This window comes from Archangium lansingense (assembly GCF_026626635.1).
In the GTDB taxonomy this organism is placed as follows: domain Bacteria; phylum Myxococcota; class Myxococcia; order Myxococcales; family Myxococcaceae; genus Archangium; species Archangium lansingense.
The window spans coordinates 13062485-13076724 of record NZ_JAPNKA010000001.1 but is presented as its reverse complement, the minus strand read 5'-3'; the positions used below and the strand labels follow the sequence as shown (position 1 = coordinate 13076724).

Here is a 14240-nt window from a genome sequence, read left to right as displayed (position 1 = left end):
GCCCCGACAAATCCTGACAGCCTGGACAGCGCGGGCAAAAGGCGCCTCGCGTCGTAGGGTCCGTAACCCAACAGCACAGGTCACCTGGGGCAGCTCGATGAACCCCCGGTGCTCTCGCACATGCGCCGCAGCGTGGGCTCGCTGGGCACCATCGCGCCCCGCTCGACCCGGCCGTAGACGCCGGACTTCAAGCCCACCTTTTTTGGCCACCTCCGCCAGCGTGAGCCCGAGCCGCAGGCGAGCAGCCCGGGCCGCATCTCCCAAGCGAGCAAGCCGTTCCCCGGCGAGCGGCTGGGCTGCGCCATAAATATCTTCCGCCGAAGCGACATCCAGCCGGGACAGACGATGGCCATCATCGGCATCGGCTTCTTGGGCGCGCTGCTGACGCGCATGGCCACCAACTCCGGAGCGCGCGCGCTGGCGGTGACGCGCCGCCCGGGCGCCGACAGCCCCGCGGCCCCCTGCTTCAGACGATCCTCTCTCCACCTGCACTAACCCTTCGTCCGCAAGAGGGGCTCTATCCTCCTATCTTCTTGAGCACGTGAAGTGACGTCCTCTATGTTGGTCGGTGAGATTTAGCCCGGGATGGTCTCGGCGCGCACGAGAACCTGAAACTCATGGAAGCCCTCGCGTCACGATGGTCCGCGCTTCTCGCCGATCTGAACGATCTGCGAGTGCACATTGAGCCGGCGCGACTGCGCGAAATTGTCGCCGAGTGCACAGCTGCTCTCGATGGCAAGCTGGCGGCGGGAGAAGAGGAGCCTCTCCATTCCATACTCGCACTCGCGTACTACCGTCTCGGTGAGACCCGACGCCAGCTCGTTCACACGCGAGCCATCGCGCGTCTGCGCCCGGATGATGTACTTGCGCAGCGAAACTACGGGGGAAGCCTCATTGAGGTGGGGCAGCTGACGGAGGGGATCTCTGTCATGGAGGAGGCTGCGAACCTACCAAGCCCGCACCGGTCCAGAACACTCGGAGACCTCGCCTTCGCTTACACCCAGGCGAGACGGTGGGATGATGCCCTCGCGGCCTTTACTGAATCCGTGCGAGTCGCTGACTACACCTCAGAGCGGGATCTGATGTCACTGGCTGCCCACGGGGCACAGCTGGGATTCAGGCAGCAGTCGTTGGAGTTCCTAGCTCGGTACCTTCAGGTCGCGCACGGCGTAGAGCTCGGCGAGCGCACAGCTCCCGATGTCGTCCGAGATGTCGCAGCGAATCATCCTGAGTGGCTGTGGTTCGTGGCGGGCGTGCCACCTCTCCGACTGGTCATTCTGCAAGCGTTGACGGTGGATCCACTGCTGGCGGGTCACATCCCGTGGGATCACTTTTCCGCAGAAATCATTACGACTGAGTCTGCGCAGTCAGCAGAAGACGTGTTCGCGACGATGAAGCCACTAAGCGACGAGGCTACGCTTGCTGTCCTCAGGGATGGTGGAGACGGTGATGGCTCGAAATAGCGATCTAGCTGAGAGGCGTGTTCAGTTGGGACTCGCGCCTGTCGAGCTTCAAGCCCCTGCACGTCCCGGTGCGGTCTTCATCGTTGATTTGTCGACCAAAGGCAACGGTGACACAGTGCGTTTCCCCGAAGGAGAACTCCAGCGAACGACATCTGAGCACGAGACCCGCAGAGTCATCATCGCTCAGAGCGCGTTCCACTCGCAGCGAGCAGATCCACGAACGATTCTCGTAGTCCCATGTAGCGCGTCGCATAAGGGCCCTGTTGCATCGTGGGATCTCCAAATCCCCGATGGCGAGGAGGGGTTCACGAAGCCAGGCGTGGTTGCATATGTCTCCCTCGTTCAGCCGATCCTTAAATCGAAGCTCATCTCTTTCGAGGGGATGCTGCGGCCGGAGACTATCGCATTGATGCACATGCGCATTGCAGTGCTCTTCGGCCTACAGGATCCGATGGCGCTGCCTGTGCCGCCTCGGAAGAAGTAACCGTTAGGTCGAAGTAGAGGCGCAGGCTTCATCCTGTCGGCCTTCAATCTCGCGGTCGGAAACTAGGAAGGATGGAAGGGGGCCGCCCGAGCACTGCGCCAGGCCGGTGGAGAGGCCGCGCAGCTCCCTTGGAGTACCCTGCCCAGGCCGCCCTCCCATGCGGTGCGCGGCAGGGAGCTGGGCCTGATGGCTCGTGGCGGCTTGAGCCTCAACACCACGCGGCCTGACCGCCTCATACAGCACCGTCCCCTCCGGCTGCCTCCGCCGGTACTCCCACCTGCGCTCCCCCACCTGCCCCTCCCCCAGCCACACCTTGTCATGGGACGCGCTACTGATGGGCTCCCACTGGCTTTCTTGGCGCCCTGGCTGCTCGGGTGGTTCGAGGCGCGACCAAGACAGCGCGTCAGGAGGGGCGAACTTGGTGCCAAATGGGTACCAAAACGGGCGAACGCGCCTGAATGCCGCTGAACGCCACCAGACGGAAAAACGCCCTGCTTCCGAGGACTTGAGAAGCAGGGCGAGTGGTCCCGGCTGGAATCGAACCAGCGGCCTGCGGTTTAGGAAACCGACGCGCTATCCAACTGAGTTACGGGACTGAGCATGGATGGCAGTTCGGGACGACGAATGGAGCGAGGTGCACGACAACCTCATCTACGAGTGGCCGGAGCTGGTGCTGGGGGAGGCGTCGGCGCGGCGGCGCGTGGAGTGGATGGTGGCCCAGCTGAAGCGGGAGCGGGAGACGGATCGCAAGCTGGTGGAGCTGGGGATGAAGCTGGCGGAGCAGGTGGAGGAGAACGCGAGGCTGTACGAGGAGTCCCGCGCGGCGGTGCGGATGAGGGACGAGTTCCTCTCGGTGGCCTCGCACGAGCTGAAGACGCCGCTGACGCCGCTGCGGCTGAAGCTGCAGGGGCTGAGGCGGGAGGTGGAGACGGGCGAGGCGGAGGTGGTGCCGCGCGAGCGGGTGGTGCGCGCGGTGCAGGGAGCGGAGCAGCAGTTGCGCAAGCTGACGGTGCTGGTGGACGCGCTGCTGGACGTGTCGAGGCTGACGCAGGGGCGGCTGGCGCTGACGTGGGAGGACCTGGATTTGACGGAGGTGGTGCGGGAGGTGGCGGAGCGGTTCGCGCAGCAGGCGGCGAAGGCGGGCTGCGCGCTGGAGGTGGAGGCGGAGAGGCCGGTGGTGGGGAGGTGGGACCGGCTGAGGCTGGAGCAGGTGGTGACGAACCTGCTGTCCAATGCGCTGAAGTACGGGGCGGGGAGGCCGGTGCACGTGACGGTGGAAGCGGAGCCGGAGCGGGCGGTGCTGGTGGTGCACGACGAGGGAATTGGCATCGAGCCCGAGCACCTCGAGCGCATCTTCGGCAAGTTCGAGCGGGCTGTCTCCGGGCGCCACTACGACGGAGGGCTGGGCCTGGGGCTCTACATCACGCGGCAGATCGTCCAGGCGCTGGGAGGAGACATCGAGGTGAGGAGCGAGCCGGGACGGGGTGCCACGTTCCGCGTGGTGTTGCCGCGCCAGCGCGAGGTGGACGCGGGCTGAGCCGCCTCATGCGTGCCCGTTGTTCTTCCTGGCTCGAACAGCCAGGAGCTCGCGCTCGACGACGCGATCCTTGTCTCGTCCTAGATGGCGTTTGACGGCGATGAGATCGTCCAGGCTGATGATGCGGCAGGGACGCTCGTAGATATCCTGTGTGACTGCTCTGGAGGCTACGTCCGCATAGGTCCCAACGGGTGGAACCTCGGAGAGGATGTCGAGGCGTCCCAGGTCCGTCAGCAGATAGAGGTTGCGATTCTTCGCGAGCGCTGCGGGTGATTCGGTAACGGGGCGTTTGGGGAGGGCGAGTGCGTATCGGGGATGATGCGGGCCGAGTACGGTGAGCAGCCGCGTGAGGTTTTCCTCGGTAAAGGGCGCTGTGATGTCGCAATCCACAGTGAATGTGGCCGAGCCGTGGGCAATAGCCGCGACGCCACCGATGAGTACGAACTCCACCCCCGCATCGAGAAGCAGGCGGAGAAGCTCAGGAGTCTGCTGCATCGTCGTCGGCTTCCTTGGGACGCAGGGCCTCGTACAACTCGGTCATGCGCTGCAATTGCTCGAGCCGCTCGGTCGGAGTGAGGCGGAGATTCTCCTCGAGCAGCGACACATCCACGCCTGCGTCGATGGCCGCATCCCAATCCGGCCCGTAGCTCGGGAAGGCCTTCCGGAGGAGGTCACGCGGGTCGTCCATGCTTGAAGTCTATGCCGGATCGCGTGCCGCAGGTCCGGTGAACTGCGTTCGCCCGCTCGTTGAGCTTCTCTCGGTCACATCGTGCCGTGTCCATACCCGCCGCGAGGGCCCGTGCTTCCTCCTCGCGTGTGCGGCCATCCCATCACGCGGAAGCCACGATGCTCCCTGCGTGGAGCGGCCACGGAACAAATATTTCAGGAAGGGCCATGGCCCGCACAGTGCGGCAGGAGGTCGCTCCATGTACACCGAGGCCTCGCCCGCCACGCTGGCGGACGTGCTGGAGGCCAGGAGGGTGGAGATCATTCACCGCTGGTCCGAGCGGTTGGGCGAGGGGTTCGTCACGGGTCCCCCGACGAAGCACGCGTTGGAGCACTACATCGACGCCTTCCTCAGCGAGGCCATGGAGCTGCTGCACTCACACTCGGTAGCCGATGCCAGCCAGGTGCACGGCGAGAGTGAAGCGGGCCGGGCGCTCGGACGGATGTGCTTCCGTATTGGCTCCGACGTGAAGGCGCTGTTGCACACGTACCACATGCTGCGCGAGACCCTCCTCGACCTGGTGCGGGAGTCGGGCGTGCCTGTCTCCCTTCTCGAGTCCCGCGCACTGACCGACTTCATCGCGAGCAGCACCGCCGAGGCGGTGGCTGAGTACATCCAACAGCGTGACGATGCGCATCGGCTTGATCAGGAGCGGCTCCAGGCGTTGATGGACAACGCGCCTGTCGCCATCTTCGCCAAGGACGTCGATGGCCGGTACATCATCAGCAACCGCTACTTCCAGGAACTGGTGGGTCATACCCGCGAAGAGATTCTGGGGCAGGACGACCGGCTCCTGGTGTCCCCGCAACAGGCCATCACCCTTCGGGCCGACGATGCCAGGGCGTTGGCGGGTCGCTCCTTCAGGTTCGAGCAGACAATCAAGCTCCCCTCGGGTCCGCGTACGTTCTTGACGGTGAAGTTCCCCCTTCCGGGCTCCGAGAACATGGTCCCGGCGAGTGGAGGCATCTCCACGGACATCACGGACCAGAAACGGACCGAAGCGGTGCTGCGTGAAACCAGCCAACGCCTCCAGGCCATCCTGGAGACCGCGGCCGATGGCATCCTGACCACCGACGCCTGTGGCACCCTCCTGAGCGTCAATCCGGCCGTGGTTCGCCTCTTCGGCTACACCTCCGAGGAGCTGCTCGGCAGCAACATTGGCCTCCTCATTCCCGGGGCCGAGGAGGGAGAGGCACAGGACTCCACTCCCGGCCGCCCGTGCCTCGGCGTGCTCGCGGGGGGCGGCACCCAACGCGAGGTGCTGGGCCGGCGCAAGGACGGGAGTGTCTTCCCCATGGAGCTCCAGGTCAGCGAATACCTTCTACCCCAGGGCCGCTTCTTCACCGGGACCGTGCGAGACATCACCGAGCGCAAGCGCGCCGAGGAGATGCAGGCACTCTTCGTCGAGGCGGGCATGCTGCTGTCCCAGTCGTTGGATCTCCCCACCACCCTCAAGAGCATCGTCGCACTGGTGGCGCGGCGCATGGCGGACGTCAGCTCGGTGGATCTGCTGGGCGAGGATGGGCGGGTGCAGCGGCTGTCAGTGGCGACTCGGGACCCATCGTGGCAGGCCGTCGCCATCCGGGGAATGGCGTATCCGCCTCAGCTGGGAAGCGGCAGCCCCCTGGCGCGTGCCCTGGAGCGTGGGGTGGCCCTGGTGGTGCCCGAGGTCTCCCCCACCTGGATGGACGCCGTTGCCCAGAGCGAGGGGCACCGGGCATTCCTGGAGGACCTCCACGCGAAATCCGTCATCTGCGTCCCCCTGGTGGCTCGGGGCCGCAAGCTCGGGCTGCTCAACTTCGTCTGGAGGCACTCCCGGGCCGCGACCATCGCCACGGACTTGGAGTTGGCGCGGGGTATGGCCGATCGCGCGGCCGTGGCCATCGACAACGCGCGCCTGTACCAGCAGGCACAGGAGGCCATCCGGATGCGCGAGGACGTGGTGGCCATGGTCAGCCATGATTTGCGCAATCCCCTCAACGCCATCACCCTGGCGGCCACCGCCCTGTTGAAACGTGACGACGTGAGCACTCGCACCGCGAAGGCCGTCAGCTGCATCTACGCGGCGGCGGACCGGGCCAGCCGGATGATTCGCGAGCTGCTGGATTTCACCCAGGCCCGCGTGGGCGGCATTCCCATCCAACACAAGCCCATGGACATCCACGAGCATGTACGGCGGGTCGTGGAAGAGGTTCAGCTGGCCTGGCCTGCTCGGCGCATCGACTTCCAGGCCCGCGGCGATGGCCGAGGTGAATGGGATGAGGGCCGACTGGCCCAGGTCGTCACCAATCTGGTGGGCAACGCCCTCCAGCATGGGCTCGCGGATGAGCCTGTGAATGTTTCCATCCGTGGCGAGGAGTTCGACGTGGTGTTGGAGGTCCACAATGGCGGGAAGCCCATCTCCCCGAAGTTGTTGCCGAGCCTCTTCGAGCCGTACCGGCGCGGAACGGAGCCGCGCGGGGGGCGGGGCAGCCTGGGTCTGGGTCTCTACATCTCCCGGCAGATCATCCTCGGACATGGCGGCAGCATCGATGTGCACTCCACCGCCGAGGACGGCACGACCTTCACCGTGCGCCTGCCCCGCCGACATGCCACGCCCGGGTGAATCGCCTCGAGCTCCGAGTCTTGCCCCCAGCGAATCGTCTGACACCTGGGCCGGCCCCCAGCGAATCGTCTGACACCTGGGCCGGACACCTGGGCTGGGGGTCAGCCCTTTGGCTCCGGCTGCTGGCCGTACGTCTTGAACTTCTCGATGACCCGGGCCATCTCCGCCGCATCGAGCAGCACGGGCTCGCCCACCTGCAGCGCGCGCCAGTACATGGCTGCCAGCGTCTCCACCTCCACCGCCAGCTTGAAGGCTCCCGCCAGGTTCTTGCCCATCGCGAGCATCCCGTGGTTCGCCAGCAGGCACGCCTTGCGCCCCTCCAGCGCCTCCACCGCGTGGTGCGACAGCTCCTCCGTGCCGAACGTGGCGTATGGCGCGCACCGGATGTCCTCGCCTCCCGCCGACGTCACCATGTAGTGGAACGATGGAATCCCTCGCCGCAGGCACGCCAGCGTCGTGCAGAACATCGAGTGCGCGTGCAGCACCGCCCCTACCTCGGGCCGCCTCGCCAGCAAGTCTCGATGGATTCGCCACTCGGACGACGGCGCACGCTTCCCCTCGTGGCTCCCATCCCAGCGCATCAGGACCAGGTCCTCCGGCTCCAGCGTGTCGTAGTCCATCCCCGTGGGAGTCAGCAGGAAGCCGTCCTCCACCCGCTGGCTCAGGTTGCCGCTCGTCCCCTGGTTCAGCCCCGACGCGTTCATCCGCCGCGCCGTGGCGATCATCGTCTCGCGCAGCGCCCGGTGCTCCACTTCGCTCACGTCCCCGTTCCTCGCGCCGGTCGCCGCTCGGGGAAGAGCGACAGCATGCCCTCGGCGGTGGCTGGGCACACACCCCGCTCGGTGACGAGCGCCGTCACCAGCCGCGCCGGCGTCACGTCGAAGCCGTAGTTGGCTACCGGGCTCCCCTCCGGCGTCACCCGCACCGTCACCACCTCGCCCGAGGGCAGCCGCCCGCTCAGGTCCGTCACCTCTCGCCCATCACGCTGCTCGATGGGGATGTCCCGTACCCCGTCCTCCAGCGTCCAGTCGATGGTGGGCGAGGGCAGGGCCACGTAGAAGGGCACCCCGTTGTCCTTCGCCGCCAGCGCCTTCAGGTACGTGCCAATCTTGTTCGCCACGTCGCCCCGGGCCGTGGTGCGGTCCGTGCCCACGATGCACAGGTCCACCTGCCCATGCTGCATGAGGTGGCCACCCATGTTGTCCACGATGACGGTGTGCGGCACGCCGTGCTGGCCCAGCTCCCACGCCGTCAGGCCCGCGCCCTGGTTGCGCGGCCGTGTCTCGTCCACCCAGACGTGCACCGGAATGCCGCTGTCGTACGCCTGGTAGATGGGCGAGAGCGCCGTGCCCCAGTCCACCGTGGCCAGCCAGCCCGCGTTGCAGTGGGTCAGCACATTCACCCGGCCCTGGCGGCCCTTGCGCTCCCACGCCGACTCGATGAGCCCCAGCCCATGCCGGCCAATGGCGTGGTTGATGGCCACGTCCTCGTCGCACAGGGCTGCTGCGCGCTGGTACGCCGCCGCCACCCGCTGTCCGGGGGACAGGGGCCGCAGCGCCTGCCGCATCTCGTCGAGCGCCCAGCGCAGGTTCACCGCCGTGGGCCGCGTGGCCTGCAGCAGCGTGCAGGCCCGCTCGAGCGCCCCGTCCGAGGCGTCGACGCGCAGCGCCAGGCACACCCCGTAGGCCGCCACCGCGCCGATCAGCGGCGCCCCGCGCACCTGCATGGAGCGGATGGCATGCGCCGCCTCGTCGAGCGTCGTGAGCCGCAGCAGCACGAAGGCGTGGGGCAGGTACGTCTGGTCGATGATTCCCATCGACCAGCCGTCGGCCTCGACCCAGATGCTGCGCATCGGCTTTCCGTGGACCTTCATGCGGCTGTGTCTCCTCGCGAGTGGATGTCCGGGGGCGGCAGGATAGTAGAACCCACACCCTCACCCCGACCCTCTCCCAGAGGGAGAGGGAGAAGAGGCGCAGGCCCTTGTCTGGAGGGCGCGGGAGGAAGGGAGCTAGCGCTTCAGGAGCCGGCCAGCGACCGCGTCGAGCCGCTGGAGGACGGCCGGGTCTCTCGCCTCGGGCGCGGTGATGATGGCGTGGTCGAGCGCCGTCTGGCACCCGTGGCGGCACGGGCCCTCATGCTTGCGCAGCAGCGGCACCACGTTCTTCACCAGCGCGCGAGCCTTGCCCGCGTTGGCCGTCAGCACGGCGATGACCTGGTCCACCGTGACGGCGTCATGGCCCGGGTGCCAGCAGTCGAAGTCCGTCACCATGGCCACCGACGCGTAGCAGAGCTCCGCCTCCCGGGCGAGCTTGGCCTCGGGCATGTTCGTCATGCCGATCACGCTGCATCCCCAGCTCCGGTACAGCTCGCTCTCGGCGAGCGTGGAGAACTGCGGCCCCTCCATGACGAGGTAGGTGCCGCCTCGCTTCGCTGGGATGTCCAACCCCTGCATGGCGCCCATCACCGCGTCCCCCAGCCGCGTGCACACCGGCTTCGCCATGGACACGTGCGCCACGCAGCCCGTGCCGAAGAAGCTCTTCGTCCGCGCGAAGGTGCGGTCGATGAACTGGTCCACCACCACGAAGGTGCCCGGGGGCAGATCCTCGCGCAGGCTGCCCACCGCCGACACGGACAGCACGTCCGTCACGCCCACCCGCTTGAGCGCGTCGATGTTGGCGCGGAAGTTGATCTCAGACGGTGCGAGTCGGTGGCCCCGGCCATGGCGGGGCAGGAACACCACCTGCGTGCCCTCGAGCGTGCCGAAACACAGCTCATCCGACGGCTCTCCGAAGGACGAGGACACCTTGCGCCAGGAGACATCCTGGAGGCCGTCGATCTGATAGAGGCCGCTGCCTCCGATGATGCCAATAACGGGAGGGGACGGGTGCGCCATGGGGGGAAGCTCCGGGGGGGACGGCAGGGACAGGTCCAACTCTTCCCGCCGTGCCTCGTGGAGGCAACAGGGAAGATGGTGCCGCCTGCGCTGCTCCGGGCTTCAGCTCGCGGGGAGGGCGTAGTAGGTGCGGATGCGCGTGGCGGCCTGGGAGAGCCCCACCTCTTGGAAGCGCTCGGCGGACCAGGCGGCCGCGGGCTGCTGCGTGCCGGTGACCATGAAGGGCATGGTCAGCCGCGCGAAGTGCCGCATCACGCTCACCATCATCTGCACCGCGGGCGACTGGATGATGTACGCCGTGCCGAGCGTCCAGCGACGCAGCTGCGCCTCGTGCTCGCGCAGCCACTCGGTGTAGCGCTGACGCAGGCAGGCGGCCGGCATGTGCACCTCGCGCGCATCGATGATGCACACGTGCGGCTCGCACCGGTCCAGGTACGAGACCCGCTGCGCCAGGTACGCCTCCAGCTCCTGCATCGTCGCGCAACGGGGCAGCTTCACCACCAATAGCGGCCACAACCCTCCATCCACCGTGATGGGTGACACCGAATCGTCGGCGCGCACGGAGGTGGGGGTGATGGACAGCGCCATTCCGTCCTGAGGGCGGTTGGAGTGAAAGCGGAGCAAGGGTGGGTGGATGTACCGCAATTCGGGAGGAAAGTTGAGTGGAATGCGATGGTAATAGAGGCTCATCCGCGCTGCGTTTGTTCGCTAGGAGAACCCTGAGATGAACTTACGGTGCCAATCATGTGGGGCTGATCTCGTGGTGGCGGAAGAGTTGCGCACGACGGTATGTCCCTACTGTGCGGCTCCGTCGGTGGTGGAGCGGCCGCCGAGCCTGGACCGGCCGGCGCCCACCTTCGCGCTGGGCTTCTCGATGACGCAGCCGGCGGCGGCGGAGCGGGTGAAGCACTGGCTGCGCACGCGCCATCCGTGGAGCCACTCGGGGCTCAAGCGCGCGCCGCTGCAGGACGTGCGGGGCATCTACGCACCGGCCTACCTGTACAGCGCGCTGGCGCAGACGGAGTACAGCGCCTCCATCGGTGAGAACTACACCGAGACGGAGACGTACACGACGACGGAGAACGGGAAGACGGTCACCAAGACGCGCACGGTGACGAAGACGGAGTGGCGCTCGCTGAGCGGTGAGCACGCCGAGTACGTGCCGGACGTGCTGGTGACGGCCTCGCGCGGGCTGTCCAACGTGGAGCTGGAGCACATCGAGCCCTTCGATCTGCGGATGCTGGCGCGCTACGAGCCAGCGCTGGTGGCGGGCTGGGTGGCGGAGGAGCCGTCGCTGTCGCGCGAGGAGTGCCTGAAGATGGCGCGCGCGGAGGCGGTGGATCGGGTGAAGCAGCGGGTGAACCAGTTCATGCCCGGGGACTCGCACAGGATGCAGCGCCTGGACACGCAACTGAGCGCGGAGTCGCTGGAGGTGTGCCTGGTGCCCGTCTGGGTGCTGGCGGCGCGGTATGACCCGCAGAAGCCGCCGCTGCGGGTGGTGGTGAACGGGCAGTCGGGCGAGGTGCACGGGAAGGTGCCCATCTCCTGGGTGAAGGTGGCGCTGACGGTGCTGGCCGTGGCGGTGCTGGGGCTGCTCGTGTACCTGCTGATGAACCAGGGAGGCCGCCCATGAGCGCCGTGGTGACGGGGTGCGAGCGGTGCGGGAGCGCGCTGGAGGTGGGGGATTTGCGCTGTCCCATCTGCGCGCTGGCGGTGGCCGAGCCGAGCGAGCGGGGCGTGCTGCTGCAGAAGGTGCAGGCGAAGGTGGTGAGGTGCGTCACCTGCGGGGCCTCGCTGGAGTACTCGGCGGAGGTGAAGGCGCCGCGGTGCGCCTTCTGCGCCTCGGTGATGCAGGTGGAGACGACGGCGGATCCGCTGGAGCAGGCGGAGGGCTTCCTGCCCTTCCTGGTGGACGCGGCGGCGGCGCGCGAGGCGCTGGTGCGCTTCCTGGCGGAGAAGCGCTTCTTCCGTCCGTCGGACCTGGCGGCCGCGGCGGCGTTGCAGTCGCTGAGGCCGATGTGGTGGCCGGCGTGGGGCTTCAACGCGGGGGCGCAGGTGAGCTGGGCGGCGGACTCGGATGCGGGGAGCAGGCGCTCGGCCTGGGCGCCGCATGCGGGGCAGGAGGCGATGAGCTTCCAGAACATCCTCGTGTCCGCGTCGAAGGGCCTGTCGGAGCGCGAGTGCGAGCAGCTCGCGGGGCACTACCAACTGGACAGCGAGGAGAAGGCGCCGCGAGGGCCGGAGGACGCGCAGGTCGAGCGCTTCGACGTGACACGCTCGGGGGCGCGGAAGCAGATTCTGGCGGCGGTGGAGTCGCTGGCGCGCGAGGAGATGACGCGCGAGCACGTGCCGGGCAGTCGGGTGCGCAACCTGCACGTAGCGGTGGTGCTCTCCAGCCTGGAGACGAAGCGCTACGCGCTGCCGGCGCACGTGCTGGCCTACCAGTACAAGGGCAAGGTGTACCGGGTGGTGGTGCACGGGCAGGACGCGAACGTGGTGCTGGGCACTGCGCCGCTGTCCTGGGCCAAGGTGCTGCTGGTGGCGGGCGCGGTGCTGCTGACGCTGGTGGTGCTGGTGCTGATCTTCTCGCGCTGAAGGGGGTTACCCGTGCGCGGCCCCTACGCAGGAGGAGGCCGTTGCGGGCCGCAGACCGAAGTGCTGGCGGATGCGCACGGAGGGCAGCAGCAGGCCCGAGTCGCTGAAGCGATCAGCGGCCCACTCGCCGGCGGCCCGCACGTGGGACACGAAGGTGTAGGGCATGGGCATGGGCCCGAGCTGGACGACGACGTTGAGCGACAGCCGGGTGAGCGTGGAGGAGACCACGAAGGCCACGCCCAGCACCTTCTCGCGCAGCAGCGCCTCGTGCTCGCGGCACCACTCCGCCTGTCGCCGGCAATGTGAGAGCGGCACGGCCAGGGCGGCGTGGGTGTCGATGAGGGTGATGCACGGCCCGGGCCGCCGCACGCACTCCTCTAGCCGAATCAGGTACTGCTCATACTGCTTTGGTGTGTGCTCGCCCACGAACTTCAGGTGCAGCAGCGGCCACAGCGTGTCCTCGAAGAGAATCATCGCCGTCCCCCCGTTTTCGAAGGCTGGGAAAGACCTTGCGGGCGGGATTATGCAACTGGGTCTGGAGCGGGGCTGGGGGAATGGGCGGAAGCGTTGGCCGGAGGCCACTGGATCGGCGAGGGCTGTTGGGAAGGCGGCAGCGGAAGCGTGCTAACCCGGTGCGGGTGTCCGAGCGTGGGAAGGCCATGAATCGCACGGTGGGAGTGCTGCTCATCCTGGTGTCGGGCGCTTCGTTTGGAGCGCTGGGCATCTTCGGGCGCATGGCGTACGAGTCGGGGGCCACTCTGCCCCCTACTCACCCCTCGCCCTCCGGGAGAGGGACAGGGTGAGGGTGCCACAGCTCCCGGGTTGAACCCGTGGGAAGGAAGCGTAGGCTCTGCCACCGTGTCCCCGACTCCTCCGTTGCTCGATGACATGCTCGTCTTCGCCGAGGTGGTGAGCGCGGGAGGCATCACCGCGGCGGCAACTCGGCTGGGGTTGCGCAAGTCGACGGTGAGCCGGAGGCTGGCGGCCCTGGAGGAGCGGCTGGGGACTCGGCTGCTCGAGCGCAACACGCGGCGGCTGCGGCTCACCGAATCGGGGCGCGAGTACCACGCCCACTGCGCGCGGCTCGTCGCGGAGGCGCGGGCAGTGAATCGGGCGGTGAGCGAGTCGCGCGGCACGCCCCGGGGCACGCTGCGGGTGGCCACGTTCTCCCTGCTGGGTGAGCTGCTCACCCCCGTGCTCGCCGAGTTCCTCCTGCGCCATCCCCAGGTGCGCGTACAGTTGTCGCTCGCCCAGGCGCACGTGGACCTCATCGCCGAGGAGTACGACCTGGCCCTGCGCACGGGGCCGCTGATGGACTCGTCCATGGTGGCGAGGCAGCTCGGACACGTGCGCACTGGCTACTACGCGAGCCCTGCCTACCTCAGCCGGCGCGGCACGCCCCAGTCGCCGGAGGCGCTCTCGGGCCACGAGTGTGTGCTGATCGCCGAGCCGGGCACGGACGAGGTGTGGTTCTTCTCGGGCCCGCGCGGCGCACGCATGCTGCCGGTGAGTGGCCGGCTGCAAGTGCCCAGCGTTCGTGCCGGGCATGCGGCGGCGCGAGCGGGACTCGGCCTGGTGCGCCTGCCCACCGTGCTGGTCGCGGAGGACGTGCGCGCGGGCGTGCTTGTCCCGGTGCTGGAGTCGGTGACGCCGCCGGGCCAGCCTCTCTACGCCGTCTACCCCAGCAGCCGGCAGCTTCCTTCCAAGGTGCGTGCCTTTCTCGACCTGCTCGCCGAGCGCCGCGCCACGCTTCCCTGGGAAGAGGGCGCCGCGTCCGCCTCACCGCCAGGGCGTGCCGAACGGCGCACCCGCTGATGTGATGGGGCTCTTCGCGGAACAATCCATTGCGCGCCGGGCTCTCGTCCGAACGCAGCGCCACCGTTAAGTCTTTTCGTGCGAGGTGGGGCGATGGCCATGGAGGCCAGGACGCGCCCGC

14 protein-coding genes and 1 tRNA gene are annotated in these 14240 nt (G+C 67.9%); 6 read left to right on the top strand and 9 right to left on the bottom strand.

What is annotated here, in order from left to right; genetic code table 11:
- Window positions 1-80: 80 nt before the first annotated feature.
- Window positions 81-392, bottom strand: a complete 312-nt coding sequence (locus OV287_RS52685) for a hypothetical protein (protein ID WP_267541667.1) — start codon at window positions 390-392, stop codon at window positions 81-83.
- A 225-nt stretch (window positions 393-617) separates the two neighbouring features.
- Between OV287_RS52685 and OV287_RS52680 the strand changes: the two genes are divergently transcribed.
- A complete protein-coding gene (locus OV287_RS52680) occupies window positions 618-1463 on the top strand; it encodes a tetratricopeptide repeat protein (RefSeq protein ID WP_267541666.1) in 846 nt (281 codons plus the stop codon).
- A gap of 1006 nt (window positions 1464-2469) precedes the next feature.
- Here the strand turns inward: OV287_RS52680 and OV287_RS52675 are convergent.
- A tRNA-Arg gene (locus OV287_RS52675) sits at window positions 2470-2542 on the bottom strand.
- Window positions 2543-2551: 9 nt separating this feature from the next.
- Between OV287_RS52675 and OV287_RS52670 the strand changes: the two genes are divergently transcribed.
- Entirely contained in the window at window positions 2552-3484 is a 933-nt protein-coding gene (locus tag OV287_RS52670; protein WP_308809809.1) for a sensor histidine kinase, read from the top strand.
- A 6-nt stretch (window positions 3485-3490) separates the two neighbouring features.
- Here OV287_RS52670 and OV287_RS52665 read toward each other — a convergent pair whose 3' ends face one another.
- Together OV287_RS52665 and OV287_RS52660 are read right to left on the bottom strand one after the other, a co-directional pair.
- Window positions 3491-3979 carry a hypothetical protein gene (locus tag OV287_RS52665; protein WP_267541665.1) on the bottom strand — a complete coding sequence of 163 codons (489 nt, stop codon included), beginning with the start codon at window positions 3977-3979 and terminating at the stop codon, window positions 3491-3493.
- Window positions 3963-4172, bottom strand: a complete 210-nt coding sequence (locus tag OV287_RS52660; protein WP_267541664.1) for a hypothetical protein — start codon at window positions 4170-4172, stop codon at window positions 3963-3965. The genes OV287_RS52665 and OV287_RS52660 overlap by 17 nt, the downstream gene beginning before the upstream one ends.
- A gap of 238 nt (window positions 4173-4410) precedes the next feature.
- Here OV287_RS52660 and OV287_RS52655 point away from each other — a divergent pair, with 238 nt between their 5' ends.
- Window positions 4411-6816, top strand: a complete 2406-nt coding sequence (locus OV287_RS52655; RefSeq protein WP_267541663.1) for a sensor histidine kinase — start codon at window positions 4411-4413, stop codon at window positions 6814-6816.
- A 101-nt stretch (window positions 6817-6917) separates the two neighbouring features.
- On the opposite strand, the gene OV287_RS52650 is transcribed toward OV287_RS52655, so the two are convergent.
- From OV287_RS52650 to OV287_RS52635, 4 genes are all read right to left on the bottom strand, one after another.
- Entirely contained in the window at window positions 6918-7541 is a 624-nt protein-coding gene (locus tag OV287_RS52650; RefSeq protein WP_267542590.1) for a class II aldolase/adducin family protein, read from the bottom strand.
- Window positions 7542-7573: 32 nt separating this feature from the next.
- The gene (gene mtnA / locus OV287_RS52645) at window positions 7574-8689 is read right to left on the bottom strand and encodes an S-methyl-5-thioribose-1-phosphate isomerase (protein WP_267541662.1); all 1116 of its coding nucleotides are present in this window, start codon (window positions 8687-8689) and stop codon (window positions 7574-7576) included.
- A gap of 135 nt (window positions 8690-8824) precedes the next feature.
- Window positions 8825-9709 carry an S-methyl-5'-thioadenosine phosphorylase gene (locus OV287_RS52640; RefSeq protein ID WP_267541661.1) on the bottom strand — a complete coding sequence of 295 codons (885 nt, stop codon included), beginning with the start codon at window positions 9707-9709 and terminating at the stop codon, window positions 8825-8827.
- A gap of 102 nt (window positions 9710-9811) precedes the next feature.
- Entirely contained in the window at window positions 9812-10297 is a 486-nt protein-coding gene (locus OV287_RS52635; protein ID WP_267541660.1) for a hypothetical protein, read from the bottom strand.
- A 187-nt stretch (window positions 10298-10484) separates the two neighbouring features.
- On the opposite strand from OV287_RS52635, the gene OV287_RS52630 reads away from it, so the two are divergent.
- Window positions 10485-11342, top strand: a complete 858-nt coding sequence (locus tag OV287_RS52630; protein ID WP_267541659.1) for a hypothetical protein — start codon at window positions 10485-10487, stop codon at window positions 11340-11342.
- On the top strand, window positions 11339-12304 hold the full coding sequence (locus tag OV287_RS52625; protein ID WP_267541658.1) for a zinc ribbon domain-containing protein: 966 nt from the start codon (window positions 11339-11341) through the stop codon (window positions 12302-12304). The genes OV287_RS52630 and OV287_RS52625 overlap by 4 nt, the downstream gene beginning before the upstream one ends.
- Before the next feature lie 6 nt (window positions 12305-12310).
- Here OV287_RS52625 and OV287_RS52620 read toward each other — a convergent pair whose 3' ends face one another.
- On the bottom strand, window positions 12311-12778 hold the full coding sequence (locus OV287_RS52620; RefSeq protein ID WP_267541657.1) for a hypothetical protein: 468 nt from the start codon (window positions 12776-12778) through the stop codon (window positions 12311-12313).
- Between the two features lie 414 nt (window positions 12779-13192).
- On the opposite strand from OV287_RS52620, the gene OV287_RS52615 reads away from it, so the two are divergent.
- A complete protein-coding gene (locus OV287_RS52615) occupies window positions 13193-14119 on the top strand; it encodes a LysR family transcriptional regulator (RefSeq protein ID WP_373371942.1) in 927 nt (308 codons plus the stop codon).
- Window positions 14120-14240: the final 121 nt, after the last annotated feature.

Excerpts from the sequence above, each read along its gene's own strand:
- OV287_RS52650 (WP_267542590.1), bottom strand. The coding sequence starts at position 7,541 with ATGATCGCCACGGCGCGGCGGATGAACGCGTCGGGGCTGAACCAGGGG.
- OV287_RS52665 (WP_267541665.1), bottom strand. The coding sequence starts at position 3,979 with ATGCAGCAGACTCCTGAGCTTCTCCGCCTGCTTCTCGATGCGGGGGTG.
- OV287_RS52660 (WP_267541664.1), bottom strand. The coding sequence starts at position 4,172 with ATGGACGACCCGCGTGACCTCCTCCGGAAGGCCTTCCCGAGCTACGGG.
- OV287_RS52620 (WP_267541657.1), bottom strand. The coding sequence starts at position 12,778 with ATGATTCTCTTCGAGGACACGCTGTGGCCGCTGCTGCACCTGAAGTTC.
- OV287_RS52640 (WP_267541661.1), bottom strand. The coding sequence starts at position 9,709 with ATGGCGCACCCGTCCCCTCCCGTTATTGGCATCATCGGAGGCAGCGGC.
- OV287_RS52685 (WP_267541667.1), bottom strand. The coding sequence starts at position 392 with ATGCGCGTCAGCAGCGCGCCCAAGAAGCCGATGCCGATGATGGCCATC.
- OV287_RS52635 (WP_267541660.1), bottom strand. The coding sequence starts at position 10,297 with ATGGCGCTGTCCATCACCCCCACCTCCGTGCGCGCCGACGATTCGGTG.
- OV287_RS52655 (WP_267541663.1), top strand. The coding sequence starts at position 4,411 with ATGTACACCGAGGCCTCGCCCGCCACGCTGGCGGACGTGCTGGAGGCC.
- mtnA (WP_267541662.1), bottom strand. The coding sequence starts at position 8,689 with ATGAAGGTCCACGGAAAGCCGATGCGCAGCATCTGGGTCGAGGCCGAC.
- OV287_RS52615 (WP_373371942.1), top strand. The coding sequence starts at position 13,193 with ATGCTCGTCTTCGCCGAGGTGGTGAGCGCGGGAGGCATCACCGCGGCG.
- OV287_RS52625 (WP_267541658.1), top strand. The coding sequence starts at position 11,339 with ATGAGCGCCGTGGTGACGGGGTGCGAGCGGTGCGGGAGCGCGCTGGAG.
- OV287_RS52680 (WP_267541666.1), top strand. The coding sequence starts at position 618 with ATGGAAGCCCTCGCGTCACGATGGTCCGCGCTTCTCGCCGATCTGAAC.
- OV287_RS52670 (WP_308809809.1), top strand. The coding sequence starts at position 2,552 with ATGGCAGTTCGGGACGACGAATGGAGCGAGGTGCACGACAACCTCATC.